The organism is Frondihabitans sp. PAMC 28766, from assembly GCF_001577365.1.
In the GTDB taxonomy this organism is placed as follows: Bacteria; Actinomycetota; Actinomycetes; order Actinomycetales; family Microbacteriaceae; genus Frondihabitans.
The window spans coordinates 2,229,692-2,253,241 of sequence record NZ_CP014513.1 but is presented as its reverse complement, the minus strand read 5'-3'; the positions used below and the strand labels follow the sequence as shown (position 1 = coordinate 2,253,241).

Annotated in this window: 21 protein-coding genes; 4 read left to right on the top strand and 17 right to left on the bottom strand. The window is 68.6% G+C overall.

Going from position 1 to position 23,550, the window contains the following annotated elements; translation table 11 throughout:
• Nucleotides 1-31: 31 nt before the first annotated feature.
• The 11 genes from miaB to thyX all read right to left on the bottom strand — a co-directional run bounded on the left by miaB (nt 32) and on the right by thyX (nt 12,641).
• Nucleotides 32-1,621, bottom strand: a complete 1,590-nt coding sequence (gene miaB / locus AX769_RS10880) for a tRNA (N6-isopentenyl adenosine(37)-C2)-methylthiotransferase MiaB (protein ID WP_157887576.1) — start codon at nt 1,619-1,621, stop codon at nt 32-34.
• A 135-nt stretch (nt 1,622-1,756) separates the two neighbouring features.
• Nucleotides 1,757-2,692 (bottom strand): regulatory protein RecX, encoded by a 936-nt coding sequence (locus AX769_RS10875; RefSeq protein ID WP_066279127.1) that lies wholly within the window; start codon nt 2,690-2,692, stop codon nt 1,757-1,759.
• Nucleotides 2,689-3,801 carry a recombinase RecA gene (recA, locus tag AX769_RS10870; protein ID WP_082763736.1) on the bottom strand — a complete coding sequence of 371 codons (1,113 nt, stop codon included), beginning with the start codon at nt 3,799-3,801 and terminating at the stop codon, nt 2,689-2,691. The genes AX769_RS10875 and recA overlap by 4 nt, the downstream gene beginning before the upstream one ends.
• A 331-nt stretch (nt 3,802-4,132) precedes the next feature.
• Nucleotides 4,133-4,357 (bottom strand): DUF3046 domain-containing protein, encoded by a 225-nt coding sequence (locus tag AX769_RS10865; RefSeq protein ID WP_066279124.1) that lies wholly within the window; start codon nt 4,355-4,357, stop codon nt 4,133-4,135.
• A 110-nt stretch (nt 4,358-4,467) separates the two neighbouring features.
• Nucleotides 4,468-4,773, bottom strand: a complete 306-nt coding sequence (locus AX769_RS10860) for a helix-turn-helix domain-containing protein (protein WP_066279119.1) — start codon at nt 4,771-4,773, stop codon at nt 4,468-4,470.
• Between the two features lie 164 nt (nt 4,774-4,937).
• The gene (locus AX769_RS25205; protein ID WP_066279118.1) at nt 4,938-5,450 is read right to left on the bottom strand and encodes a CinA family protein; all 513 of its coding nucleotides are present in this window, start codon (nt 5,448-5,450) and stop codon (nt 4,938-4,940) included.
• Entirely contained in the window at nt 5,447-6,112 is a 666-nt protein-coding gene (pgsA, locus tag AX769_RS25200; protein WP_066279112.1) for a CDP-diacylglycerol--glycerol-3-phosphate 3-phosphatidyltransferase, read from the bottom strand. Before pgsA ends, AX769_RS25205 begins: the two co-directional genes overlap by 4 nt.
• Nucleotides 6,113-6,116: 4 nt before the next feature.
• Nucleotides 6,117-8,987, bottom strand: a complete 2,871-nt coding sequence (locus tag AX769_RS10845) for a DNA translocase FtsK (protein WP_066279105.1) — start codon at nt 8,985-8,987, stop codon at nt 6,117-6,119.
• A gap of 85 nt (nt 8,988-9,072) precedes the next feature.
• Nucleotides 9,073-10,749, bottom strand: a complete 1,677-nt coding sequence (locus AX769_RS10840) for a ribonuclease J (protein WP_066279103.1) — start codon at nt 10,747-10,749, stop codon at nt 9,073-9,075.
• 95 nt (nt 10,750-10,844) lie between these two features.
• Entirely contained in the window at nt 10,845-11,840 is a 996-nt protein-coding gene (dapA, locus tag AX769_RS10835) for a 4-hydroxy-tetrahydrodipicolinate synthase (protein WP_066279101.1), read from the bottom strand.
• A gap of 42 nt (nt 11,841-11,882) precedes the next feature.
• On the bottom strand, nt 11,883-12,641 hold the full coding sequence (gene thyX / locus AX769_RS10830; RefSeq protein WP_066283523.1) for an FAD-dependent thymidylate synthase: 759 nt from the start codon (nt 12,639-12,641) through the stop codon (nt 11,883-11,885).
• A 107-nt stretch (nt 12,642-12,748) separates the two neighbouring features.
• Here thyX and AX769_RS10825 point away from each other — a divergent pair, with 107 nt between their 5' ends.
• On the top strand, nt 12,749-13,642 hold the full coding sequence (locus AX769_RS10825) for a TIGR01777 family oxidoreductase (RefSeq protein WP_066279099.1): 894 nt from the start codon (nt 12,749-12,751) through the stop codon (nt 13,640-13,642).
• On the opposite strand, the gene AX769_RS23935 is transcribed toward AX769_RS10825, so the two are convergent.
• Complete coding sequence (locus AX769_RS23935; RefSeq protein ID WP_369824025.1) at nt 13,619-14,077, bottom strand: hypothetical protein; 459 nt, start codon at nt 14,075-14,077, stop codon at nt 13,619-13,621. The two genes, AX769_RS10825 and AX769_RS23935, sit on opposite strands and share 24 nt — an antisense overlap.
• A gap of 13 nt (nt 14,078-14,090) precedes the next feature.
• Nucleotides 14,091-14,831 carry a 4-hydroxy-tetrahydrodipicolinate reductase gene (gene dapB / locus AX769_RS23930; protein WP_066279098.1) on the bottom strand — a complete coding sequence of 247 codons (741 nt, stop codon included), beginning with the start codon at nt 14,829-14,831 and terminating at the stop codon, nt 14,091-14,093.
• A 35-nt stretch (nt 14,832-14,866) separates the two neighbouring features.
• Between dapB and AX769_RS10810 the strand changes: the two genes are divergently transcribed.
• Nucleotides 14,867-15,343: a GNAT family N-acetyltransferase gene (locus AX769_RS10810; protein ID WP_066279095.1), complete on the top strand. Its 477-nt coding sequence runs from the start codon at nt 14,867-14,869 to the stop codon at nt 15,341-15,343.
• Here the strand turns inward: AX769_RS10810 and AX769_RS10805 are convergent.
• Both AX769_RS10805 and AX769_RS10800 read right to left on the bottom strand, forming a co-directional pair.
• Nucleotides 15,340-15,942, bottom strand: coding sequence for a histidine phosphatase family protein (locus tag AX769_RS10805; protein WP_066283518.1), 603 nt, complete (start codon nt 15,940-15,942; stop codon nt 15,340-15,342). The two genes, AX769_RS10810 and AX769_RS10805, sit on opposite strands and share 4 nt — an antisense overlap.
• A 20-nt stretch (nt 15,943-15,962) precedes the next feature.
• Nucleotides 15,963-17,327 carry a pitrilysin family protein gene (locus AX769_RS10800; RefSeq protein WP_066279094.1) on the bottom strand — a complete coding sequence of 455 codons (1,365 nt, stop codon included), beginning with the start codon at nt 17,325-17,327 and terminating at the stop codon, nt 15,963-15,965.
• A gap of 291 nt (nt 17,328-17,618) precedes the next feature.
• On the opposite strand from AX769_RS10800, the gene AX769_RS10795 reads away from it, so the two are divergent.
• A complete protein-coding gene (locus tag AX769_RS10795) occupies nt 17,619-18,182 on the top strand; it encodes a TetR/AcrR family transcriptional regulator (protein ID WP_066279092.1) in 564 nt (187 codons plus the stop codon).
• 21 nt (nt 18,183-18,203) lie between these two features.
• On the opposite strand, the gene AX769_RS10790 is transcribed toward AX769_RS10795, so the two are convergent.
• Both AX769_RS10790 and AX769_RS10785 read right to left on the bottom strand, forming a co-directional pair.
• Nucleotides 18,204-19,205 (bottom strand): aldo/keto reductase, encoded by a 1,002-nt coding sequence (locus AX769_RS10790; protein ID WP_239451758.1) that lies wholly within the window; start codon nt 19,203-19,205, stop codon nt 18,204-18,206.
• A gap of 455 nt (nt 19,206-19,660) precedes the next feature.
• Nucleotides 19,661-21,934, bottom strand: a complete 2,274-nt coding sequence (locus tag AX769_RS10785; protein ID WP_066279091.1) for a polyribonucleotide nucleotidyltransferase — start codon at nt 21,932-21,934, stop codon at nt 19,661-19,663.
• 335 nt (nt 21,935-22,269) lie between these two features.
• Between AX769_RS10785 and AX769_RS23925 the strand changes: the two genes are divergently transcribed.
• Complete coding sequence (locus AX769_RS23925) at nt 22,270-23,538, top strand: hypothetical protein (protein ID WP_157887575.1); 1,269 nt, start codon at nt 22,270-22,272, stop codon at nt 23,536-23,538.
• Nucleotides 23,539-23,550 lie beyond the last annotated feature (12 nt).

Here is a 23,550-nt window from a genome sequence, read left to right as displayed (position 1 = left end):
GGAGCCTCGCCGATGCTCGGGCCGGGCTCGCTCAGCGTTGACCGTCCGTCGGGTCGTAGATCGGGGTGGTGGCGACGCTCGGGCTCGTCTCCACGCGCACCGTGGGCAGCCCCAGCGAGACGCGGGCGGGCTGACCTCCTGCATCGGCGCTGCTCCCGTGAGCGGGGACAGCGCAGGATGCCGCCTCCGCGCGGTCCCACGCGTCGCCCGCCCGGGTGCGGCGCACCGTGAACGGCGTCGACTCGGTCTCGTCGGCGATGAGGTAGAACGGCTTGGCGTCGGTGATCTCGACAGTGACCACGTCGCCCGGCCTCGGCGCCTCGGCCCCCTCGGGCACGGCGAAGTGCACCAGGCGGCTGTCTTCGGCGCGACCCGAGAGACGGTGGGTCGCGCTGTCTTTGCGGCCTTCCCCGGTGGCGACGAGCAGCTCGACGCGACGGCCGACCTGCTTCTGGTTCTCTTCGAACGAGATGCGGTCTTGCAGCGCCATGAGGCGCTCGTAGCGCTCTTGCACCACCTCTTTGGCGATCTGGTCAGGGAGATCGGCCGCCGGCGTGCCGGGGCGGATCGAGTACTGGAAGGTGAAGGCGCTCGCGAAACGGGCGGCCTCGACCACTCGGAGAGTCTCTTGAAAGTCCTCTTCGGTCTCGCCGGGGAAGCCGACGATGATGTCGGTCGAGATGGCCGCGTTCGGCATCTTGGCGCGGACGCGGTCCAGGATGCCGAGGAACTTCTCGCTGCGGTAGCTGCGACGCATCGCCTTCAGGATGCGATCCGAGCCCGACTGCAGCGGCATGTGCAGCTGCGGCATGACGTTGGCCGTCTCGGCCATGGCGTCGATCACGTCGTCGGTGAAGGCAGCCGGGTGGGGGCTCGTGAACCGCACGCGTTCGAGGCCCTCGATGTCGCCGGCAGCCCGGAGGAGCTTCGCGAAGGCGCCGCGGTCGCCGAACTCGACGCCGTACGAGTTGACGTTCTGGCCAAGCAGCGTGACCTCGATGGCGCCGTCGTCGACGATCGCGTGGATCTCCGACAGGATCTCGCCGGGGCGACGATCTTTCTCCTTGCCGCGCAGAGACGGCACGATGCAGAACGTGCAGGTGTTGTTGCAGCCGACCGAGATCGACACCCAGCCGCTGTAGGTCGAGTCGCGCTTGGTCGGCAGAGTCGACGGGAAGACGTCGAGCGACTCGAGGATCTCGAGCTGCGCCTCATCGTTGTGCCGCGCCCGCTCGAGGAGCGTCGGCAGCGAGCCCATGTTGTGAGTGCCGAACACGACGTCGACCCAAGGGGCCTTGTCGAGGATGACGGATTTGTCCTTCTGGGCGAGGCAGCCGCCGACGGCGATCTGCATGCCCTCGTGGGTGCGCTTCGTCGACGCGAGGTGGCCGAGGGTGCCGTACAGCTTGTTGTCGGCGTTCTCTCGCACGGCGCAGGTGTTGATCACGACGATGTCGGCCTCGGCGCCGTCGGCGGGAACGTAGCCGGCGGCCTCGAGCGAGCCGCTGAGGCGCTCGGAGTCGTGGACGTTCATCTGGCACCCGAAAGTGCGCACCTCGTAGGTGCGCGGGGCACCGGTCGCGCCGACTCGCGGCTGGGCGTTCTCGAGAACGGTCGTCATGAGGCTCAAGTGTAAATCGTCGGCTCGCCGCTGCCGAACCCGACCGGAGACCTCGCACCCGCGGCCGGACTGCGACTCCGCGCCTAGGAGAGGTGCGACAGCCGGTCAGAGGTGCGACACGCGAAGCGGTGCTCGCTACTCGAAGCGCACGCCGCCTCCGCGCGAGCCGCCGCGCGGCAGAGCGCTCTCGACGGCGCGACGGATGACCTCGGAGCGATAGCCCCGCCGCATGAGGAAGGCGTTGAGGCGCCGCTCGGCGGTCGCCTGGTCGAGGCCGCGCAGCTGGCCGGCTCGCTTGTGCGCCCATTCGTCGGCACGCGCCTGCTCGTCGTCGTCGTCGATTTCGGCCACAGCGGCGTCGATCGCCTCCTGCGCGAGGCCGCGCTGACGCAGCTCCGAGCTGATCGCGCTCTTGCCGAGCCCTTTGCGAGACTGCTTGGTCTGCACGAGGTTCTCGGCCAACTCGGCATCGTTCAGGAGGCCGACGCGCTCGAGGCGCTCAATCTCGTGCTCGACGACCTCGTCGGGGAGGTCGCGCGAGCGCAGGGTCTTGGCCATCTCGGCCGACGAGACGCCGCGGCGCGAGAGCGCGTGCAGGCTGATGTTCTCGGCGCGAGTGCGTGCTGCCTCGACAGTCTCTTCCGGGCCTGCGCCGGGGCCGTCGTCGTCGTCGACCGCGCCGGTCGAGAAACCGTCGCGCCGAGCCACGGCCGCCTTCATTGCCGACAGGGGCTTCTTCGCTCGGGGTAGGCGGGCTGCCGCCTCGGGCTCGCTCTTCGCGGCGAACGCGGCATAGGTGGGCAGCGCCGCGACGGGAGCGGGCTCGCCGGCAGCGGGTTCGTGGGCACCGGACTCGCCCGCAGCGGGTTCGTCGGCACCGGGCTCGTCGGCGCCAGGCAGCGCCTCATCGGCCTCAGCCCATCCCTCGGCGCCGGACGCCGATCGCAGACCCGAGCGACGACCGCTCGCCCCAGCCCCGCGGCCTCGGCCGGCCGGGTGCGACGGTGATGCCGCAGGCTGCTGGCCGAAGAGAGGTGTGACGGGGGCGAGGCGGTCGTCGTCGCTGGTCATGCGCCCTTGCGCTCCGCCAGCTTGCGCTGGATGGGCTCGACCGGCGCTGCGTCTTTGGCGCCGGAAGCCGGAGCCGCCGCAGTGGCCGGGGCATCGTCGGCCGCGGCCGTAGCGCCACCGACACCCAGCTTGGCCAGGATCTTCTGCTCGATCTCGTCCGCGACGGCCGCGTTGGTGATGAGGAAGTTACGCGAGTTCTCTTTGCCCTGGCCGAGCTGGTCGCCCTCGTAGGTGTACCAGGCACCCGACTTGCGCACGATGCCGTGCTCGACACCGAAGTCGATCAGGCTGCCCTCGCGGGAGATGCCGACGCCGTAGAGGATGTCGAACTCGGCCTGCTTGAAGGGCGGCGCCATCTTGTTCTTGACGACCTTGACGCGGGTGCGGTTGCCTACCGCGTCGGTGCCGTCCTTCAGGGTCTCGATGCGGCGGATGTCGAGGCGCACCGACGCGTAGAACTTGAGTGCCTTGCCGCCGGCGGTCGTCTCGGGGCTGCCGAAGAACACACCGATCTTCTCGCGCAACTGATTGATGAAGATCATCGTGGTGCCGGTCTGGCTGAGACCACCAGTCAGCTTGCGAAGGGCCTGAGACATGAGGCGGGCCTGAAGGCCGACGTGCGAGTCGCCCATCTCGCCCTCGATCTCGGCGCGGGGCACGAGCGCCGCCACGGAGTCGATCACGACGAGGTCGATCGACCCGGAACGCACCAGCATGTCGGCGATTTCGAGGGCCTGCTCGCCGGTGTCGGGCTGCGAGACGAGCAGGGCGTCGATGTCGACGCCGAGCTTGCGGGCGTACTCGGGGTCGAGGGCGTGCTCGGCGTCGATGAAGGCGGCGATGCCGCCGGCGGCCTGCGCGTTGGCGATGGCGTGAAGCGTGAGGGTCGTCTTGCCCGACGACTCGGGGCCGTAGATCTCGACGATGCGGCCGCGGGGTAGCCCGCCGATGCCGAGCGCGACGTCGAGGGCGATCGAGCCGGTGGGGATCACGGCGACCGGTGCGCGCTCGTCGCTGCCGAGGCGCATGACGGCGCCCTTGCCGAACTGACGATCGATCTGGGCGAGGGCGGTCTCGAGGGCCTTCTCGCGGTCTGCAACTGAGGGCATGGTGTCTCCTTGGGGGATCGTCACCTCGACGAGGTGGGCTCGGTGCGCCTATAGGCTGTCGCGTTCCTTCGGGCCGATGGAGCAAGGCAGAAACAAGTACCGAAGGCTGACGACAAGGCTGAGAGAAGCGCTGTTGACCGGAACACTACGGAGGGCCACCGACACTGTGGGGCGTCGGCAGACATCTGTGGAGAACCGGAGCCCAGCGACTCCCTGTGGAGGAGAGGCTAGCACCGAACCGAACACATGTTCGAGTGACGAAAGGGGCGTGTCGCGCCCTGTCGACCCGTCGGATCCTGCGCCCCGGAAACCACGTCGGGCGGCGACGCTGCTAGCGGCGGGGCTTCGGCAGGCCGACGCCGTAGCGGCGCTCGGGCGGCACGTTCTCGACGTCGCAGAGGGCCAGCCAGACGTCGCGCGGGTCGTCGCCGCGGGTGATCGCGTCGTCGGCGGTGACGTTGCCGAGGGCGGGCAGGACGACGTCGCGGGTCACGACGCGACCGTAGCCCTCGCCGAACTCGTCGACGACCGCTCGGGCGAACTCACTCTTGCGCACCTGTCGAGAATAGCCACAGCCACCGACGATGGAGCGCCCGGACGCACGAACGCCCCGTCCACACCGGACGGGGCGTTCGCCTCTCGGCGGAGTCGAAGAGCTGCTGCCGCTTAGCGGACAGCGAGGTCGTCGAACTCGGCGACGAGGTCGTCGGGGAGCGTGTCGGGAACGGGGCTGAGCCCCTCAAGGACCGCCATGCGGTCCCCTACCTCACGCATGATGGTTGAGATGGGCGTCTCGAGAGCGTCCGCCACGGACGCGAGGATCTCGCTGCTGGCCTCTTTCTGGCCACGCTCGACCTCACTGAGGTAACCGAGCGCGACGCTGGCCTTGGAAGCGACCTGACGAAGCGTGCGGCCCTTTTGCAGGCGGAAGTCACGAAGGACGTCACCGATTTCTTGACGTACGAGAACCATAGGACCCTCCTCCTGAGGACGACCCACCGCGGCCGGAATGCCTGGGTGGGTGGTAACACTAGCTGACCCGCTGCCCCACTGCGAACAGTGGAGACTTCACTGTAGCCAGGGGATCGTGGGTGGAGCTTGTGAAGCTACGAGATGTAACGAGACCGAAACGCCCGCTATTCCCTCGGGCTGCTGAGCATCCGCTGGACTGCGGAGAGTGATTCGACGACCGTAGCCGATCGGATTGCCGCTCGGTCACCCTCCAGTAGGAGGGGCAGGACTTCCACATCTTCGCCCCAGGTGATTCCCACGTAGACGGTACCGACGGGCTGGCCGTCCTGCGGATCGGGCCCGGCGACCCCCGTCGTCGCGAGCCCGATGTCGGCCGGCGCGCCATCGAGGGTGAGCCGCTCGCGCACGCCGAGGGCCATCTCGACGGCGACGTCGGGGTACACCGCGCCGTGCGCGGCCAGGAGATCGGCCGAGACGCCGAGCAGCGAGTGCTTGAGCTCTGTCTGGTAGGCGACGACTCCCCCGGCCACGACAGCCGAGGCGCCGGGCACGGCGACGAGCGACGCCACGACCAGACCCCCAGTCAGCGACTCGGCGATTGCGATGGTGAGGCCTCGGTCTTTCAGGGCGGCGACGACATCCTGCGCCAGGGCGGTGGGACGAGCGGAGTCACTCACGCGTGCTCGGTGCCGCGCGACCCACGGAAGGCCACGCGCATGTAGTCGAGCCCCGAGAGCACGGTCGCGATGAACGCCAACGACATGACCACGATGTTGACGTAGTCGAACCAGTCGCCCAGCCAGTGAACGAACGGGAAGAGCGCGAGCGTCAGCGCGATCGCCTGCAGCACCGTCTTGAGCTTGCCGCCGCGCGAGGCCGCGATGACGCGGTTGCGGAGCGCGGCGAACCGGTAGACCGTGATACCGACCTCGCGAATCAGGATGATGACGGTCACCCACCAGGGCAGCTCGCCCAGCACGCTCAGCACGATGAACGCGCCGCCAGTGAGCACCTTGTCGGCCAGAGGGTCGACGATCTTGCCGAAATCGGAGACGAGGTTCTGACGCCTGGCCAGGAACCCGTCGAGGCTGTCGGTGAGGATCGCGACGACGAAGATGGCCGCGGCCCATACTCGCAGCGTCCCGTCGTGACCGTCGTCGACGCAGAGCAGCACGAAGAACAGCGGCGCCATGAGGATGCGCACGACCGTGATGATGTTCGCGATATTGGCCGTGTTCGCCGGGCCGTCGCCGCGGCTGACGATGCGCCCCGTGAACGGGAAGGTCTTGGCCGCGGGCGCGGGCGATGCAGCGCCGTCGGATCCGGTGGGTGTCGTCATGGACTCAGTCTCGTCCTGTCAGGCCCCAGGCGTCCTCCGAGTCGTCGGCAGAGCCGACCTCGTCATAGCCGCGGGTCATGTCGGCGACCGGGTCGGCGCTGTACGAGCCGCCGCCGGTCTGGCCGTTGGCCGCGACCTCGGGGCTGTACCGGCCGTCGTCGACCGTGGGTCGAGCGGGGGCCGCACCCGTCGGGCCCTGCTGGCCGCGGATATTCGCCAGCACTCCCGGCAGCTGCTCGACGGTGACGAGCACGTCGCGAGCCTTCGACCCCTCGGAGGGGCCGACGATGTCGCGCGACTCCATGAGGTCCATCAGGCGACCGGCCTTGGCGAACCCGACTCGCAGTTTGCGCTGCAGCATCGAGGTCGAGCCGAACTGCGACGAGACGACCAGCTCGGCCGCCGCGAGCAGAAGCTCGAGGTCGTCGCCGATGTCGCCGTCGATCTCTTTCTTCTCGGCCACGGCGGCCACGTCGGCGCGGTACTCGGGGCGAGCCTGCTCGGTGACGTGCTTGACGACCGCGTTGATCTCGCTCTCCTGCACCCAGGCGCCCTGGACGCGCATCGCCTTCGAGGCGCCCATCGGCAGGAAGAGGCCGTCGCCCTGGCCGATCAGTTTGTCGGCGCCCGGCTGGTCGAGGATGACGCGCGAGTCGGTGACGCTCGTCACGGCGAACGCGAGCCGTGACGGCACGTTGGCCTTGATGAGGCCTGTCACGACGTCGACCGAAGGGCGCTGGGTCGCGAGCACCAGGTGGATGCCCGACGCGCGGGCGAGCTGAGTGATCCGCACGATCGAGTCTTCGACGTCGCGCGGCGCGACCATCATGAGGTCGGCGAGCTCGTCGACGACGACCAGGAGGTAGGGGTAGGGCTTGAGCGATCGCTCGCTGCCCTGTGGCAGCACGATCTCGTTGTTCACCACGGCCTTGTTGAAGTCGTCGATGTGACGGAAGCCGAACGACGCGAGGTCGTCGTAGCGCATGTCCATCTCCTTGACGACCCACTGGAGCGCCTCGGCCGCCTTCTTGGCGTTCGTGATGATGGGCGTGATGAGGTGCGGCACACCCGCGTAGATCGAGAGCTCGACGCGCTTCGGGTCGATGAGCACCATGCGCACGTCGCTGGGTTTCGCACGCATCAGCAGCGAGGTGATCATGGAGTTGACGAAGCTCGACTTGCCCGACCCCGTTGATCCTGCGACCAAGAGGTGAGGCATCTTCGCGAGGTTGGCCACGACGTAGCCGCCCTCGACGTCTTTGCCGACGCCGATCGTCATCGGGTGCGTGCTCTTGGTGGCCGCCGACGAGCGCAGCACGTCGCCGAGCGACACGATCTCGCGGTCGGTGTTGGGGATCTCGACGCCGATCGCGCTCTTGCCGGGGATCGGCGACAGGATGCGCACTTCGTTCGACGCGACCGCGTAGCTGAGGTTCTTCGAGAGCTGGGTGACCTTCTCGACCTTCACGCCCGGGCCGAGCTCGATCTCGTAGCGGGTGACCGTCGGGCCGCGGCTGAAGCCGATGACGCGGGCGTCGACGTTGAACTGCGTCAGCACCTCGGTGATGGCCGCGACGATCGTGTCGTTGGCCTCGCTGCGCGTCTTGGCGGGGTCGCCGGGGCTCAGTGTCGAGACCGCCGGCAGGCGGTAGGGGGTGTCGGACGAGTGGTCGTCGGCCATAGCGAAGCTCGGCGTGGCGTCGGCCTCGTCGGGCTCGAAGAAGTCGGCCGCGGCGTCGGACGGCCCGAGCGCGACCGCGGGCGTGACGACAGGAAGCGACGGAGTCGGGATGACGGTCGTGGGGGCCGTACCGCCTTGATGAGCCAGCGCGTCTTCGGCGAAACCGAGTTCGTCGAGCAGACCGGTGCCGAACTCGTTCTCGTTCGCGTCTCCTTCGATGATGTCGGTGAACGACGGGGCCTCGCTCTTGCGCCCGCGACGCTTCTTCTTCGAGTCGAGAGCCTCGGTCGGCGCTGTCTCGGCGACCACCGGAGAGTCGTAGGCGGGGTCTTCTTCGCGGCCGCTCTTGTTGCGGCGCCACCAGGGCAGCTCGGCCTCGTCTTCGGCGTCGTCGCGCTCGGCCTGGTCAGCAACTGACACCTTCGCCGCGCTGCGCTCGGCCGCTTCGTCGGCGGCAGGGCCGGCGGTGCCGAACAGGTAGGCGTAGAGCTCGTGCACCCGACGCGCGATGTGGTTCGGCGGCGTCTTGGTGATGATCAGGATCGACAGCGCCAAGACGATGCAGACGATGGGCACGGCCACCCACACCGTGAGCAGATTGACCATCCAGGAGGCGACGACCCAGCCCAGGATCCCGCCCCCCGCGGCGAGCCCGGACATTCCGTCGGCGGCGACGGGGCGGCCTCCGAAGATGTGGCAGAGCCCCGAGATCGAGACCACGCCGAGGCCGACCCCGATGCCGATGCGTGTGTTGTCGTGCACGCTCGACGGGTGGCGGAAGAGCCAGCCGGCGAAGACCACCATGATGACCGGCAGCGCGTAGGCGACGCGGCCGAAGAGCCCGCCGAACGTGTAGTGGTCGAGAGCCGTGGCGATCGGATCGCCGGGGTTCAGCCACTCGACGACGGCACCCGCGATGGCCAGGAGGACGAGGAAGAACGGGACGCCGTCGCGACGCTCGGTCGCGTCCAGCGTCTCGCGCCCGAAGACACGGAAGGCGCCGCCGACGAGGTGCGCGAGCCCCAGCCAGGCACGAGTGCCGAGGTCGGGGCCGTGGTCGACGACGACGGTCTGCTTGGCCGCGGGCAGCCGCTTGGTGGGCGCCGTGCGCGCCGCACCACCGCGCGGGGCGCGGCCACCGGACTTCGGGGCGGCCGCGCGCGTTCGCGACGAAGGCTTCGTGCTCGTAGGCATGCCGTAAAGCTACCGTCTACGGCCGACACGCCCCCTGTATTTGAGGGCGTGTCAGTCACATGAGTAACAGCAGCAACACGCCCCGCTACGCCGAGATGACCACCGGCACGATCATCGGGCGGCGGCGGTGGTTCGAGTTCACCCAGCGCCCGACGGTGCGCCGCACGACCTGACTGAAGCCGTGCGTGTCGCGCATGCCGTTCTCGGCGGCCTCGGTGAGCGCCGCCAGGATCTTCGGCCGCACATCGTCGAACACCTTCTCGTCTTCGGCGAAGCCGCGCGACTGGATCTCCGGCCCGACGACGACACGACCGGTGGCGGGGTCCATCGCGATGAAGACGCTGATGAAGCCCTCCTCGGCGAGCACGCGGCGATCCTTGAGGTCGGCGTCGGTGATCTCGCCGACGCTCGATCCGTCGACGTACACGAAGCCGAGGTCGAGCTGGCCGACGACTGTCGCGACGCCGTCTTTGAGGTCGACCACGATGCCGTCCTGCCCCGTGATGATGTTCTTCGCGGGCACACCGGTTCGCTCTGCGAGCGCGGCGCTCGCGTAGAGGTGGCGGTGCTCGCCGTGCACCGGCAGCACGTTCTTGGGGCGCAGGATGTTGTAGCAGTACAGCAGCTCGCCGGCCGAGGCGTGCCCCGAGACGTGCACCTTCGCGTTGCCCTTGTGCACCACGTGCGCCCCGAGCTTGGTGAGCCCGTCGATCACGCGGTAGACAGCGTTCTCGTTGCCGGGGATCAGGCTCGAGGCGAGAATGACGGTGTCGCCCTCGCCGATCTCGATCTGGTGCTCGAGGTTGGCCATGCGTGCGAGCACCGCCATCGGCTCGCCCTGCGACCCGGTCGACATGTAGACGATGCGGTCGTCGGGAAGGTCTTTGGCCTTCTTCGAGTCGATGAGGACGTTCTCGGGCACCCGGAGGTAGCCGAGGTCGGCGGCGATCGTCATATTGCGGATCATCGACCGGCCCATGAAGGCGACGCGGCGCCCGTTGGCGTGCGCGGCGTCGAGCACCTGCTGCACGCGGTGCACGTGGCTCGAGAAGCTGGCGACGACGACGCGGCGCGGCGCGCGAGCGATGATGTCGTCGAGCACCGGCCCGATGTCGCGCTCGAGCGCGGTGAAGCCCGGCACGTCGGCGTTGGTCGAGTCGGGCAGGAAGAGATCGACGCCCTCTTCGCCGAGACGGGCGAAGGCGCGGAGGTCGGTGATGCGGTCGTCGAGCGGCAGCTGGTCCATCTTGAAGTCGCCGGTGTGCAGCACGAGACCCGCGGTGGTGCGGATCGCGACGGCCAGGGCGTCGGGGATGGAATGGTTGACGGCGACGAACTCGAGCTCGAACGGGCCGAGCTTCTCGATCTGGCCCTCTTTGACGGCCAGCGAATACGGCTGGATCCGGTGCTCTTTGAGCTTGGCCTCGACGAGGGCGAGGGTCAGCGTCGAGCCGAGCAGAGGGATGTCCTTGCGGAGGCGCAGGAGGTAGGGCACCGCGCCGATGTGGTCTTCGTGGCCGTGCGTGAGCACGACGCCGAGGATGTCGTCGAGGCGGTCCTTGATGGGCGAGAAGTCCGGCAGGATCAGGTCGACCCCGGGCTGGTGCTCTTCGGGGAAGAGCACGCCGGCGTCGACGATGAGCAGCTTGCCGTCGAGTTCGTAGACGGTCATGTTGCGGCCGATCTCGCCGAGGCCGCCGATCGGGATGACGCGGAGCGTGCCCTTTTCGAGCGCGCGCGGAGTGTGGATTGTCGTGGGCATCTGTTCCTTGGTGTGTTCAGTGTGAGGTCGTGAGCCTCCGGTGTAGGTCTGTGTGCCGGTCGACCACCCGCAGAGTGGTGCGGGCGGTGCACCTGTCAGCGCGTGGTGCCGTGCACCTTGGGCAGGGCGCCGCCGGCGGCCGCGTTGCGGTCGGGGCGGAACTTCGAGAAGTCGACGCCGGGGATCTGTCCCAGTCCGCCTACTTGGCCGACATGCGACAGCTCGTCTTCGATCAGAGCAGCCTCGGCGTCTTCGGGCCCGACGAGGGGCAGCCGGACGCGAGGGCTCGAGATGCGGCCGAGGCCGTGGAGGATGTATTTCGCGGCGACCGTGCCGGGCACGTGCGTCATGACGGCTCGCACCAGCGGCTCGAGCTGCTTGTGGGCGGCTGTCGCCGTGTGGAGGTCGCCCGCGTTCACGGCGTCGACGATGGTGCGGTAGGGTGCCGCGGCGATGTTCGCGGTGACCCCGATGAGGCCGGTGGCGCCGATCGCCAGGTGCGGCAGCACGTTGGTGTCGTCGCCCGAGAAGTAGAGCAGGTCGGTCTGGTTGAGCACGCGGCTGACCTCGGCGAAGTCGCCCTTGGCGTCTTTCACGCCGACGATGTTGGGGTGCTTCGCAGCCCGGAGGATCGTCTCGTACTTGATCGGGATTCCGGTGCGGCCGGGGATGTCGTAGAGCAGGACCGGGAGGTCGGTCGCGTCGGCGATCATGCGGAAGTGCGTGAGGACGCCGGCCTGGGTGGGCTTGTTGTAATAGGGCGTGACGATCATGACGCCGTCGGCCCCGGCCTTCTCGCTGGCCTTGTAGAGCTGGATCGCGTGTGCGGTCTCGTTCGAGCCGCCGCCGGTGATGATCTTGGCGCGGCCCGCGGCGACCGACTTGCCGACTTCGACGAGACGCAACTTCTCGGGGTCGGTGAGGGTCGAGGTCTCACCCGTCGTGCCGGTCACGACGATGCCGTCGGCACCCGCCGTGATGCAGTCGTCGATGTGCTTCTCGACCCCGGCCCAGTCGACTTCGCCGTCGGCGGTGAAGGGGGTGACCAGGGCCACGAGGACCTGCCCGAAGGGGTTTTCGATGTTCGACACCCTGACAGAGTATCGGCACCTGCCCGTCCCGAGCGACGGGTGCTAGGGGGCGACGCGGCCGTTCTTGCCGAAGGCCGCGTAAGTGAGCGGCATGAGCCCGGCCCAGCTGTCTTCCATCTTCTCGGCGCACATCTCGATCTCGCGCTGCGGGAAGGAGGGGAACTGCGAGCCCTCGCGCTTGGTGCGGAGGCTGAGGAAGTTCATCAGCGATCGAGCGTTCACGGTGACGTACATGGACGAGTAGATGTTGAGTGGCAGGACGATGCGTGCCACCTCGCGGGCGACACCGGCCTCGAGCATCTTCGTGTAGGCCTCGTAGGCGAGCGTGGTCGTCGCCTTCGTGGCTTCGACGACGAGCTCGTACTGCTCGGGGCTGCCGGGGATGAAGTCGTAGGCGCCGGGCTTGCCGACCTGCACGAGGTTGCGCTGCTCGCCGGGCACGTAGAAGACGGGATTGAGCTCGCGGTAGCGCCCGCTCTCTTCGTTGTACGAAGCCATGCGATGCCGCATGAACTCGCGGAACACGAAGATCGGCGCCTGCACGTAGAAGGTCATCGAGTTGTGCTCGAACGGCGAACCGTGTCGATCGCGCATCAGGTAGTTGATGAGACCGGCACCCTTGGTGGCCTGGTCGCCCTCCGCATCGGCCTGCGCGCCGGCCAGGGTCTGCTCGCCCATCGTCGACACGCGAGCGGCGAACAGCACGTCGGAGTCGTGAGCACTGGAGCGCACCAGCTCGACGGTGACGTCGGAGCGGAATTCGATCTGCGGGCGTGGGTTCTCAGCGGAGTCTTCAGGCACGACCCCGACCTTAGCGGGCCGCACCGACAATCCCGTGGCCGCCGTCCCGGTCGTGTCCCAGCGCTCGCGCCTACTGTGAGAGCCCGACGAAGGGGAAGGCACGAGACATGGCACAGACCGTACTGATCGCAGGAGCCTCGGGGCTGATCGGCACGGAGGTGACGACGCAGCTGCGCAAGGCGGGGCACGAGGTGCTGAGCCTCGTGCGCCGGCCGACGACCAACGCGAGCGAGTTCACCTGGTCGCCGCAGGCCGGCATCCTCGACTACAACCTCCTCGATCGGGCCGACGCCGTGATCAACCTCTCGGGCGCATCGCTCTCGAAGCTGCCGTGGACGTCGTCCTACAAGCACGAGATCCACGATTCGCGAGTCGACGCGACCCGCACCCTGGCGCAGGCGATGCACCACGCGGCCAATGCGCCCGCGACCTTCCTCAGCGGCTCGGCGGTCGGTTTCTACGGCGACCGCCCGTTCGACACGCTCACCGAAGAGTCCGCCAAGGGCGAGGGCTTCCTCGTCGACGTCGTGGTCGACTGGGAGGCCGAGGCGAACAAGGCTCCGGAGGCCACGCGCGTCGTCACCTTCCGCACCGGCGTCGTGATCGGCCCGGGGGGTGCCATGAAGCCGCTGCTCGCGCTCACCAAGGCCTTCCTCGGCTCGAGACTCGGTACCGGCGCGCAGATCTGGCCCTGGATCAGCCTCCACGACGAGGCCGCCGCGATCGTGCACCTTTTGACGAGCGACCTCGACGGGCCGGTCAATCTCGCCGGGCCCGTGGCCGCCACGAGCGACCGCCTCACAGCCCTCACGGCGAAAGATCTGCACCGCCCTTACAAGCTGGCCGTGCCCGAGTTCGCGATCCGCGCGCTGCTCGGCGACGCCGGCCAGGAGATGCTGCTCTCGAGCCAGCACGTCGTGCCCGCCAAGCTCGTGGCCGACGGCTTCGAGTTCAGAGACGACACCGTCGAGAAGGCTCTAGGCGCGCTGCTCGGCTCGTGACACGCGGCGCAGCCTGAACGAGCGCCGGATCGCGCCTCGCGCTCGGCGCCGGTCGCCGCACGCGTCGTAGGCGAGACCCAGCCGAAACCACGCGCGCCAGTCGTCGGGAGCCTCTTCGACGGCGTGCGCGTAGCCCGGGAAGGCCGCGTCGGCGTCTTCGCGCTGGTAGCGGCCGCTCGGGCGACGAGCCACGTCGTCCACCGGCAGCTCGTCCTCGCGCTCGAGCTGTCTGACGATCGTCTCGGTCAGGATGCCGAAGCGGATCTCGAAGAGGAGGGCGGCGACTCCGATGATCGGCAGCACGATCAGGGCGATGCCGAGCACGACGGCGATCGGCACGCCGGTCAGCACGAACTGCACGGCCCGAGTGCCCGTCAGCACGAGGTAGAGCGCGAGCAGAGCGCACATCACGATCGCGGCGATGCGACCCTTCACGAGGCGGCCCCCGTCATCGCGACGTCCCCAGAGGCAGCACCTGGTCGAGCCCCACGACGACGCCCGAGATGGTCGGCGCCGCGGCCAGCGCGACACGGATGCCCTGCTCGTAGGCGGTCTGCGAGGTGGTGTCGTGCGTGAGGGTGAGCGTCTCGCCCGAGCCGCCGAAGACGACCTCCTGGCGCGCCTCGATGCCCGGCAGCCGCAGGCTGTGCACGAGCACGCTCGCGACCTGCTGGCCGCGGGCCCGCTGGTCGGCGTGCGGGGCGATCACGGGCCCGAGGTCTCGCCGTGCGTCGGCGATGAGCTCGGCCGTGCGGATGGCGGTGCCCGAGGGCGAGTCGACCTTGCCGGGGTGGTGCGTCTCGATGATCTCGACCGACTCGTAGAAGCGCGCGGCCATCGTGGCGAAGGTGGTGGCCAGCACCGAGCCGATCGAGAAGTTGGGGACGACCAGGACGCCGGGGCCGTCGACCTCGGCGACGACGCGGCGAAGGCTCGCGAGGCGCGGCTCCGACCAGCCGGACGTGCCGACGAGCACGGGGATGCCGGCCCGCACCGCCTTCTCGACGATTCCGGGGCTGACCGCGGGCACGGTGACGTCGACGGCGAGGTCTGCGCCGACGACGCCCTCGAGGTCGTCACGGCTGCCGAGAGCGGCGTAGAGCTCGAGGTCGGGGCCCTCGTCGATCAGCCGGAGGAAGAGCTGCCCCATCCGACCGGTGGCTCCGACGACGGCGACGCGAGTTGACATGCGTCAAACCTACCGGCTCGCTACGATCGGATGCCGTGGTGCACTTCCGAGAGATCGCCGTCGACGAGCCCGAGGCGCACGCGCTTCTCGAGGCGTACTTCGCCGAGCGGATCGCGACCTTCCCCGATCCTGCGGGTTACACGACGACGTCCCCCTCTCCCGAGGCATTCGTGCCGCCCGCCGGAGTGTTCGTCGTGGTCGACCTCGACACCGGTGAGACCGGCGTCGCATGCGGCGGGATCCGACGCCTGACGCCGGGCCCGTCGGGCGGGCTCCGCTATGAGGTCAAGCACCTCTTCGTCGCGCCGGCCGGGCGCGGTCGCGGCCTCGGACGGAAGCTGCTCGCCGAGCTCGAACGGCGCGCGAAGGCGTTCGGCGCCGACGTCGCCGTGCTCGACACGAACGACAGCCTAACGGCCGCCGGCGGCCTGTACCGCACGTCGGGCTACGAGACGATCGAGCCGTACAACGACAACCCGAACGCGACCACCTGGTACGCGAAGGCGCTCTAGATCGGCTGCTCGACCGGCAGCCCCGTGCGCAACTCGACCGGCAGATGGCCGAGGTCGTTGTGGGTCACGAGTTCTGGCGGCTTCGCCGAGCGCACTCGGATGATGGTCAGGCCGCAGTTGGCCTGATTCACCCCCATCCAACGCCATGCCGGGGCGCCGAACACCTCGCGCACGAACCAGCCGATCACGAAGTTGTGGGTGATCAGCAGATCGTGACGGTCTTCGCGAGCCGGGGTGAGGTATTCGGCGACGGCGTCGGACATCTGGGCCTCGCCGGCCTCGATCTCCTGCTCGGTGATGCCACCGAAGAACGGCTTGAACGCGCTCGGCATGTCGGGTGTCGGCCCGGACGGGATGCAGTCGAACAGCAGAGTAGAGGGCCGCGGCGTCAGCGCGGGCATCATCTCGGTCATGATCGCCGCCGTCTCGGTGGCGCGCTCGAGCGGCGAGTGCCAGGCGGCGTCGAACGGCACGCCGCCGAGACGCTGGGCGATGGCCTTGGCCTGCCGCTTGCCGCGCTCTGAGAGGGGGCCGTCGGGCAGGCCGTACTCGGCGTCCTGCTGCTCGCCGTGACGGATGAGATAGAGGTAGTGCGACACTGTCGCCTCCTGATTCATTGCTACGCCGGAGGCGTCGTTGCGACCGGCTCGGCGACAACGGCATCGAACAGGGCAGGCTCGACGTCGCCGACGACCACAGTGGACAGTACTCTCGAGCGAAGTTCGCGGGCGAGCTCTTGCACACCCTCACTGGTGACTCGGGCCAGGCGCGCCAGCGACTCGTCGAGGTCGACGAACTCTCCGGTCGAGATCTCGGCTCGGCCGAGGCGGTTCATGCGCGTGTCGCTGTCTTCGAGGGCCAGCGCGGCGGCCCCGCCGAGCATGCCGAGCGACCGCTCGAACTCGTGCTCGGTGATGCCGTCGTCGGCCAGTCGGTCGAACTCGTCGAGCATGAGCTTCGACACCTCGACGGCGTTGCGCGGGGCACTGCCGGCGTACAGCCCGAAGAGCCCGGCGTCGGAGTAGCTCGGCGTGAACGAGTAGACCGAGTAGGCGAGTCCCCTCTTCTCGCGGATCTCCTGGAAGAGGCGCGACGACATCCCTCCCCCGAGAACGGCGTTCAGGATGCTGAGGGTCGGCCGCCGCGGGTCGGTCAGCGCGAGCCCCGGCACGGCCAGCATGACGGTGGCCTGTTCGAGCGGCCGCGGGATCACCACGGCCGGTGCGCCCTGCGAGAGCTCTGCGGTCGCCGTGGGGCGCCGGGGCACGGGGGTCGCTTCGGTGTCGGGCCAGCCCGCCGAGCGGAGCGCGGCCGTGATCCGACCGACGAGCGCCTCGTGGTCGACGGCGCCCGCGACCGTGACGACGAGGTCTTGCGGCCGATAGTTCTCGCGATAGTGCCGCACGACGTCGTCGCGACGGGCGGCGCGGATGCTGTCGGGCGAACCGCCGATCGGCCTGCCGAGCGGGTGGTCGCCGAGCACCGACTCGAAGAGACGCTCGCTGCCCACGTCGCCGGCGTCGTCGTCGGCCATGGCCAACTCGTCGAGGATCACGCCGCGCTCGACCTCGAACTCGTCGGGGTCGATCACCGACGAGGTCACCATGTCGGCCAGCACGTCGACGGCCATGTCGACGTCGACGTCACGCACCTTGGCGTAATAGCAGGTGTACTCCTTGGCCGTGGCGGCATTGTGCTCGCCGCCGACCGACTCGAAGCTCACCGAGATGTCGAACGCGCTGCGTGTCGGCGTGCCCTTGAAGAGCAGGTGCTCGAGGAAGTGCGTCGACCCGCGTTCGGCAGCCGTCTCGTCGCGCGAGCCCACCGCGACCCAGAAGCCGACGGTGGCGCTGCGGGCCCCGGCCATGCGCTCGGTGAGGATGCGGATGCCCGACGGAAGCACGCTGCGTCGCACCAGTTCGTCGCCGGACACGCGGAAGCTGAGCTCGAGGTCGTCGAGGGGAAGCGGGACAGGTCCGTTCATCGCCATCGAGCCTACGGGATGCGTGACACCCGAACTGGGGTACGACCGATGTGGACAGACGAACCCGTCTGTTTGTCCTCCTCTGTGATACACTGATTTCACCGGCCGGATCTGCGCCTAGCTTGATTCGGTCGGCGGCTAGCTCGGACGTTCGATGTCTGAACCCTCATTTCCCCTGATGACGGGTCCCCAGCCGAATCAGTCCCAAGGAGCCACGCTGTGACGGTCGAATTCCCCCCAACGGCCGTCCAGCGTTCCCTTGGAGGGGCCTCCTCAGAGGGTCGACGGGTCTTGCAACCGGGCCCAGGCGCGAAGAACCGCGTGCTCGTCACGGCCGATCGTCTCTTCTACGACGAAGGCATCCGCACCGTCGGCGTCGACCGGCTGATCGCCGAGTCGTCGGTCACCAAGGCCACGTTCTACAAGCACTTCGGCGCCAAAGACAATCTCGTCCTCGAGTACATCGGGCGGCGTCGCGACGAGGCCAAGGCACTCGCCGACTCGATCAGCGCTGCTGCCGACGGTTCTCTCGAGACGCTTCGCGGCATCCGCGACTCCATCGTCGACGACATCCAGAGCGACGGATTCCGCGGCTGCCCCTTCATCAACGCGGCCGCCGAGTTCGCCGACGCGGCCCACCCCGTTCGCCGCATCGTCGTACAGCACCGCGACTGGTACACCGAAACCATGGTCGAGCTGTTCCGCGGCGCCAAGCACCCGATGTCGGGTGACGCAGCCGACGAGTTCCTCCTCGCCCGCGACGGAGCCATGGTCGGCGGCTACGAGGGCGACGCCATCGCTGCCACGGCCGCCCTCATCCGGGTGACCGACCGGCTGTTCGCCGACTGCAAGTAGCAGTCGTCACGTCGAAGTCCGCTAGGCGCTGACGCGGTCCAGCTCGGCCATCTCGTGCCGGGTCAACTGCACGCGAGTGGCCTCGGCCAGCTCCAGAACCTGGTGCGGCGACGTCGCACTCGCGACCGGCGCCACCACGTTCGGCTTGGCGAGCAGCCACGCGAGCGCGACGGCAGCCACCGGGGCGGCGTGCAGCGAGGCGATGCGGTCGAGCTCGCTCACGATCCTGAGGTTGCGTTTCGTCAGCAGCTTCGCCACCTCGCTGCCGCGGCGATGCCCCTTGATGTCGGCCTTCGTGCGGTACTTGCCCGTCAAGAACCCGCTCGCCAGCGCGAAACGCGGCATGACCGCCAAGCGCTGCTGCGCCGCGACCTTCGCGAGATCACGTTCGTATTCGGTGCGGCGGACGAGGCTGTACTGGTTCTGAAGGGCCACCATCGGCGCGACACCGAGCATGCCGGCGGCGATCCTGGCTTCGTAGAGCCGGTTGCCCGAATGGTCGGAGCCCCCGAAGTACCGCACCTTGCCTGCTCGAATCAGGCGGTCGACGCCCAGAAGGGTCCGTTCGAAGGCCACCTCGCTGTCGTCGATGTGCAGATAGAGCAGGTCGATGCGGTCGGTGCCGAGACGAGCGAGCGAGGCGTCGACGGCTCGCTCCATGGCGCGGGGGGTGAGGCCCGGATTGTCTTCGCTCTTACCCACCTTCGTCGCGAGCACGATGTCGTCGCGGGCGACGCGCGACGCGAGCCACGAGCCGATCAGGGTCTCGCTGAGCCCATTCGTATACGAGTCGGCGGTGTCGATGAAGTTGCCGCCGACCTGGAGGTAGGTGTCGAGCACATCGAAGGTCTGCTGCTCGTCGGCGGTCCACCCGAAGACGTTGCCGCTGAGCGCCACCGGGAACACCCGCAGGTCGGAGACACCGAGGCGACGACGCGGCTGGATGATGCCGAGGTCGACCGGAACCGTCTTGATCGGGGCGAGCGGGTTCGTGTGACGGCCGTGGGCTCGAGGTTCGGACACGACTGGTGCGGCTTTCGGGAGGGTGCTGTGTGCAGGCAACGGTGCCGATTCGACTCGTGGGGTCGGTTCGGTCACTGGCCGCCTCCTGATCCTTGCTCTGAATTCGAGATTACGTCCGCTTTAAGCGGCGAGGCGGCGCAGCGAGTCCGAGTTTCCACAATCGTTACAAATCCGTTGCCAGGAGGAGCATAGGCGCCGCTCAGCAGACCCGAGGGCACAGCAAGTGCTGCGCACAGAGGGCGTCCGTAATGTCTGTCGTGTGCGGTTCCTGGGAGGGTTCCGGGGCAGCGTTCTCAGTGGTGGGGAGCGGTGCCGCCACATCAGCCGGCGGGTTCGCCGGTGTCAGAAGGGCCGTAGCGGTAGGGATCGCTCCGGCCCTTCGCCAAGTCTGCAGCCGAACGCGACGACGCCCGCCCTGCGTGAGCAGGACGGGCGCCGGGGTGCAGCAGGTGAGGCTAGACCTCGACGGAGGCGTCTTCCGAGACCTCGGTCGCGCCGGACGAGTCGGTGTCGGCCTCGTCGGCGATCACCGGGGCGAGCGAGAGCTTGCCGCGGTCGTCGATCTTGGTGATCTCGACCAGGATCTTCTGGCCCACACCGAGCACGTCTTCGACGTTTTCGACGCGCTTGCCACCGGCGAGCTTGCGCACCTCGCTGATGTGCAGGAGGCCGTCCTTGCCGGGGAGCAGCGAGACGAAGGCACCGAAGGTCGCGATCTTGACGACCGTGCCCAAGAACTGCTCGCCGATCTCGGGGTTGGTCGGGTTGGCGATGGCGTTGACCTGCGCCCGCGCAGCCTCGGCCGAGGGGCCGTCGACGGCGCCGATGTACACGGTGCCGTCTTCCTCGATCGAGATGTCGGCACCGGTCTCGTCCTGGATCGCGTTGATCGTCTTGCCCTTCGGGCCGATCAGCTCGCCGATCTTGTCCTGCGGGATCTGGACGCTGATGACGCGAGGAGCCGTGGGCGCCATCTCGTCGGGGGCGTCGATCGCGCTGTTCAGCACGTTCAGGATGGCCGTGCGGGCCTCCTTCGCCTGCTTGAGGGCGGCGTCGAGCACGGCCGACGGGATGCCGTCGAGCTTCGTGTCGAGCTGGATCGCGGTGACGAACTCCGACGTGCCGGCGACCTTGAAGTCCATGTCGCCGAGCGCGTCTTCGGCGCCCAGGATGTCGGTCAGGGCGGCGTAGCGCGTCTGGCCGTCGACCTCGTCGGAGACGAGACCCATGGCAATACCGGCGACGGGGGCCTTCAGCGGAACACCGGCGTTGAGGAGGGAGAGCGTCGAGGCGCAGACCGAACCCATCGAGGTGGAGCCGTTGGAGGACAGCGCCTCGGAGACCTGACGGATCGCGTAGGGGAACTCTTCACGCGACGGCAGGACCGGGACGAGGGCGCGCTCGGCCAGGAAGCCGTGGCCGATCTCGCGGCGCTTCGGCGAACCCACTCGGCCGGTCTCACCGGTCGAGTAGGGCGGGAAGTTGTAGTGGTGCAGGTAGCGTTTCTTGGTGATCGGGCTCAGCGAGTCGATCTGCTGCTCCATCTTGAGCATGTTGAGCGTGGTGACACCCAGGATCTGGGTCTCGCCGCGCTGGAAGATGGCGGAGCCGTGCACGCGCGGGATGACCTGCACTTCGGCGTCGAGCGGGCGGATGTCGGCGAGGCCGCGGCCGTCCATGCGGATCTGCTCGGTCAGGATGCGCGAGCGGACGACCTTCTTGGTGACCGACTTGTAGGCGCCCGAGACCTGGCCGGTGGCCGTGGCAGGCAACGTGCCGGCCTCGACCTGCTCGGCGATGGCGGCCTTGACGCGGCTCTTCAGGGCGTCGTCGGCATCCTGACGCTCGACCTTGGCGGCGATCTGATAGACGGCCTTGAGCTCTTCCTCCGCGACAGCGGCGACGGCCGAGTAGACCTCGTCGGTGTAGGGCGGGAAGACCGGGTAGTCGGCGATGGCCTTGGCGGACTGCGCCGCGAGCTTGGCCTGCGCCTCGACGAGCACCTTGAGGAACGGCTTGGCCGCCTCGAGGCCCTGTGCGACGACGGCCTCGTCGGGCTTGGTGTCGCCGCCCTGGATGAGGCCCCAGGCGTGCTCGGTGGCCTCGGCCTCGACCATCATGATCGCGACGTCTTCGTTGCCCGAGGCATCCGTGACGACGCGGCCGGCGACCGTCAGATCGAAGACGGCGTCGGCGAGCTGCGAGGCCTTCGGGAAGGCGACCCACTGGCCCCTGATGAGCGCGAGGCGCACACCGGCGACAGGGCCGGAGAAGGGTAGACCCGAGATCTGGGTCGAGGCGCTGGCCGCGTTGATGGCCAGAGCGTCGTAGAACTCGTCAGGAGCGATGCTGAGCACCGTGATGACGATCTGCACCTCGTTGCGGAGGCCCTCGACGAACGAGGGGCGCAGGGGCCGGTCGATCAGACGGCAGACCAGGATCGCCTCGGTCGAGGGGCGGCCCTCGCGGCGGAAGAACGAGCCGGGGATCTTGCCCGCGGCGTACGAGCGCTCTTCGACGTCGACGGTCAGCGGGAAGAAGTCGAAGTTGTCCTTCGGATTCTTCGAAGCGGAGGTGGCGGAGAGAAGCATGGTCTCTTCGTCGAGGTACGCGGCGACGGCTCCCTGAGCCTGCTGCGCGAGACGGCCGGTCTCGAACCGGACCGTCCTGGTGCCGAACTTGCCGTTGTCGATGACGGCTTCGGCGAATTTGATTTCTGGACCCTCCATATGGGGGTTTTCTCCTCTTTGTTTTGTATCGTCCGTCCCGTCTGGAGGGCGATGTCTTGCAGCAGGAGAAGTGGCCTTCAGGCACGTCAATGCGCCTACGAACGCGCGGCGCCATCGTGGCGCCTCCGCTGGGCGTATGCCTGGTCAACAGTAGAAACGGTCGAGACGCGTCACGCCTCGCACATCACCACCGGTGACCAGCTGCTGCCAGCCTGCTCCTGGGGCCCCAGGGTAGCACCCGGGGGTGACGGAGCCCCTCCGGGGTCGCACGGGGCGCGCCGCCCGTTACGCGTGTTACTGGTGTTACTCGTGAGATTGGCGTTAGAGTCGAGTTCATGCCTTCTGTCGCCCGACGCTCCCCCGTGCGCCGAAACGCTGTCATCGCCCTCTCGGGTGCCGCGGCAGTGGCTCTCGTCGTGGCCGGCGCAGTGCTCGCACCCCAGTCGGCCTCCGCCTATCCGTCGTGGAGCGACGTGCAGGCGGCCAAGGGCAACGCCCAGGCCACCAAGACCCAGGTCGACGCGATCACCTCGGCCCTGACCTCCCTCCGCACCGAAGCGGCCGCGAAGAGCACCGCCGCCATCAAGGCCGATGCCGCCAACGCGCAGGCGCAGGATCAGCTCGCTGCGGCCTCCAGCGCCGCCAGCGCTCTCGAGGCGCAGGTCGCCGCCCAGAAGAAGAAGGCCGACGAGGCCCACCAGGAGGCCGGTCAGCTCGCGGCCCACCTCTACCGCATCGGCAGCTCGTCACAGCTCGACAGCCAGCTGTTCGACGGCAAGACGGCCGACTCGACCCTCTACAAGCTCGGAGCCCTGTCGCAGCTCAGCACCCAGTGGAAGACGGTGCTCGACCAGGCCACCGTCGCCAGCAAGGCGGTGTCGTCGCTGAGCGCGCAAGCCACCGTCGCCGAGAAGCAGCGCAACCTTCTGGCCGGCAAAGCCAAGGTCACTCTCGCGGCAGCCCAGTCGGCCCAGGCCACCGCAGACGGCGCCGTCTCGAGCGCCACGACGCACCAGGCCACCCTCGACGCGCAGCTCGCCACCCTCGACAAGACGGCGGCGGTCGAGCTCGCGGGCTACAACCATGGCGTCGTGCTCGCCCGGGCCGCTGCGCTGGCTCAAGAGAAGGCTCGCGCGGCAGCCGCGGCCAAGCTCTTGGCAGAGCAGAAGGCGGCGACGCCTCCCCCCAGCGACAGCGGCGCCTCGATCCCGTCCAGCGGCTCCGGCGGCTCGCCGAGCGGCTCCGGCGGCTCGACCTCGACCGGCTCCGGCGGCAATCTCGGCACGGGCGTCGTCGACGACCCGGCCGGCGCGCAGTCCTACGCCTCGAGCCAGCTCGGAAGCCACGGCTGGGCGTCGTCGCAGATGTCGTGCCTCGTGTCGCTCTGGAACCAGGAGTCCGGCTGGCGCACCGACGCACTCAACGTCTCGAGCGGCGCCTACGGCATCCCGCAGTCGCTCCCTGCCAACAAGATGGCCGGCTACGGCCTGGACTGGCAGACGAACTACCGCACACAGATCAACTGGGGCCTCGCCTACATCGCCAGCGCCTACGGCAGCCCCTGCGGCGCCTGGGCCCACGAGGTCTCGCACAACTGGTACTGAGCCGGGCAGTCT

What these genes read in the sequence shown, in the direction of transcription:
- miaB (WP_157887576.1), bottom strand. Translation starts at nt 1,621, where the DNA reads ATGACGACCGTTCTCGAGAACGCCCAGCCGCGAGTCGGCGCGACCGGT.
- AX769_RS10875 (WP_066279127.1), bottom strand. Translation starts at nt 2,692, where the DNA reads ATGACCAGCGACGACGACCGCCTCGCCCCCGTCACACCTCTCTTCGGC.
- recA (WP_082763736.1), bottom strand. Translation starts at nt 3,801, where the DNA reads ATGCCCTCAGTTGCAGACCGCGAGAAGGCCCTCGAGACCGCCCTCGCC.
- AX769_RS10860 (WP_066279119.1), bottom strand. Translation starts at nt 4,773, where the DNA reads ATGGTTCTCGTACGTCAAGAAATCGGTGACGTCCTTCGTGACTTCCGC.
- pgsA (WP_066279112.1), bottom strand. Translation starts at nt 6,112, where the DNA reads ATGACGACACCCACCGGATCCGACGGCGCTGCATCGCCCGCGCCCGCG.
- AX769_RS10845 (WP_066279105.1), bottom strand. Translation starts at nt 8,987, where the DNA reads ATGCCTACGAGCACGAAGCCTTCGTCGCGAACGCGCGCGGCCGCCCCG.
- AX769_RS10840 (WP_066279103.1), bottom strand. Translation starts at nt 10,749, where the DNA reads ATGCCCACGACAATCCACACTCCGCGCGCGCTCGAAAAGGGCACGCTC.
- AX769_RS10825 (WP_066279099.1), top strand. Translation starts at nt 12,749, where the DNA reads ATGGCACAGACCGTACTGATCGCAGGAGCCTCGGGGCTGATCGGCACG.
- dapB (WP_066279098.1), bottom strand. Translation starts at nt 14,831, where the DNA reads ATGTCAACTCGCGTCGCCGTCGTCGGAGCCACCGGTCGGATGGGGCAG.
- AX769_RS10800 (WP_066279094.1), bottom strand. Translation starts at nt 17,327, where the DNA reads ATGAACGGACCTGTCCCGCTTCCCCTCGACGACCTCGAGCTCAGCTTC.
- AX769_RS10785 (WP_066279091.1), bottom strand. Translation starts at nt 21,934, where the DNA reads ATGGAGGGTCCAGAAATCAAATTCGCCGAAGCCGTCATCGACAACGGC.
- AX769_RS23925 (WP_157887575.1), top strand. Translation starts at nt 22,270, where the DNA reads ATGCCTTCTGTCGCCCGACGCTCCCCCGTGCGCCGAAACGCTGTCATC.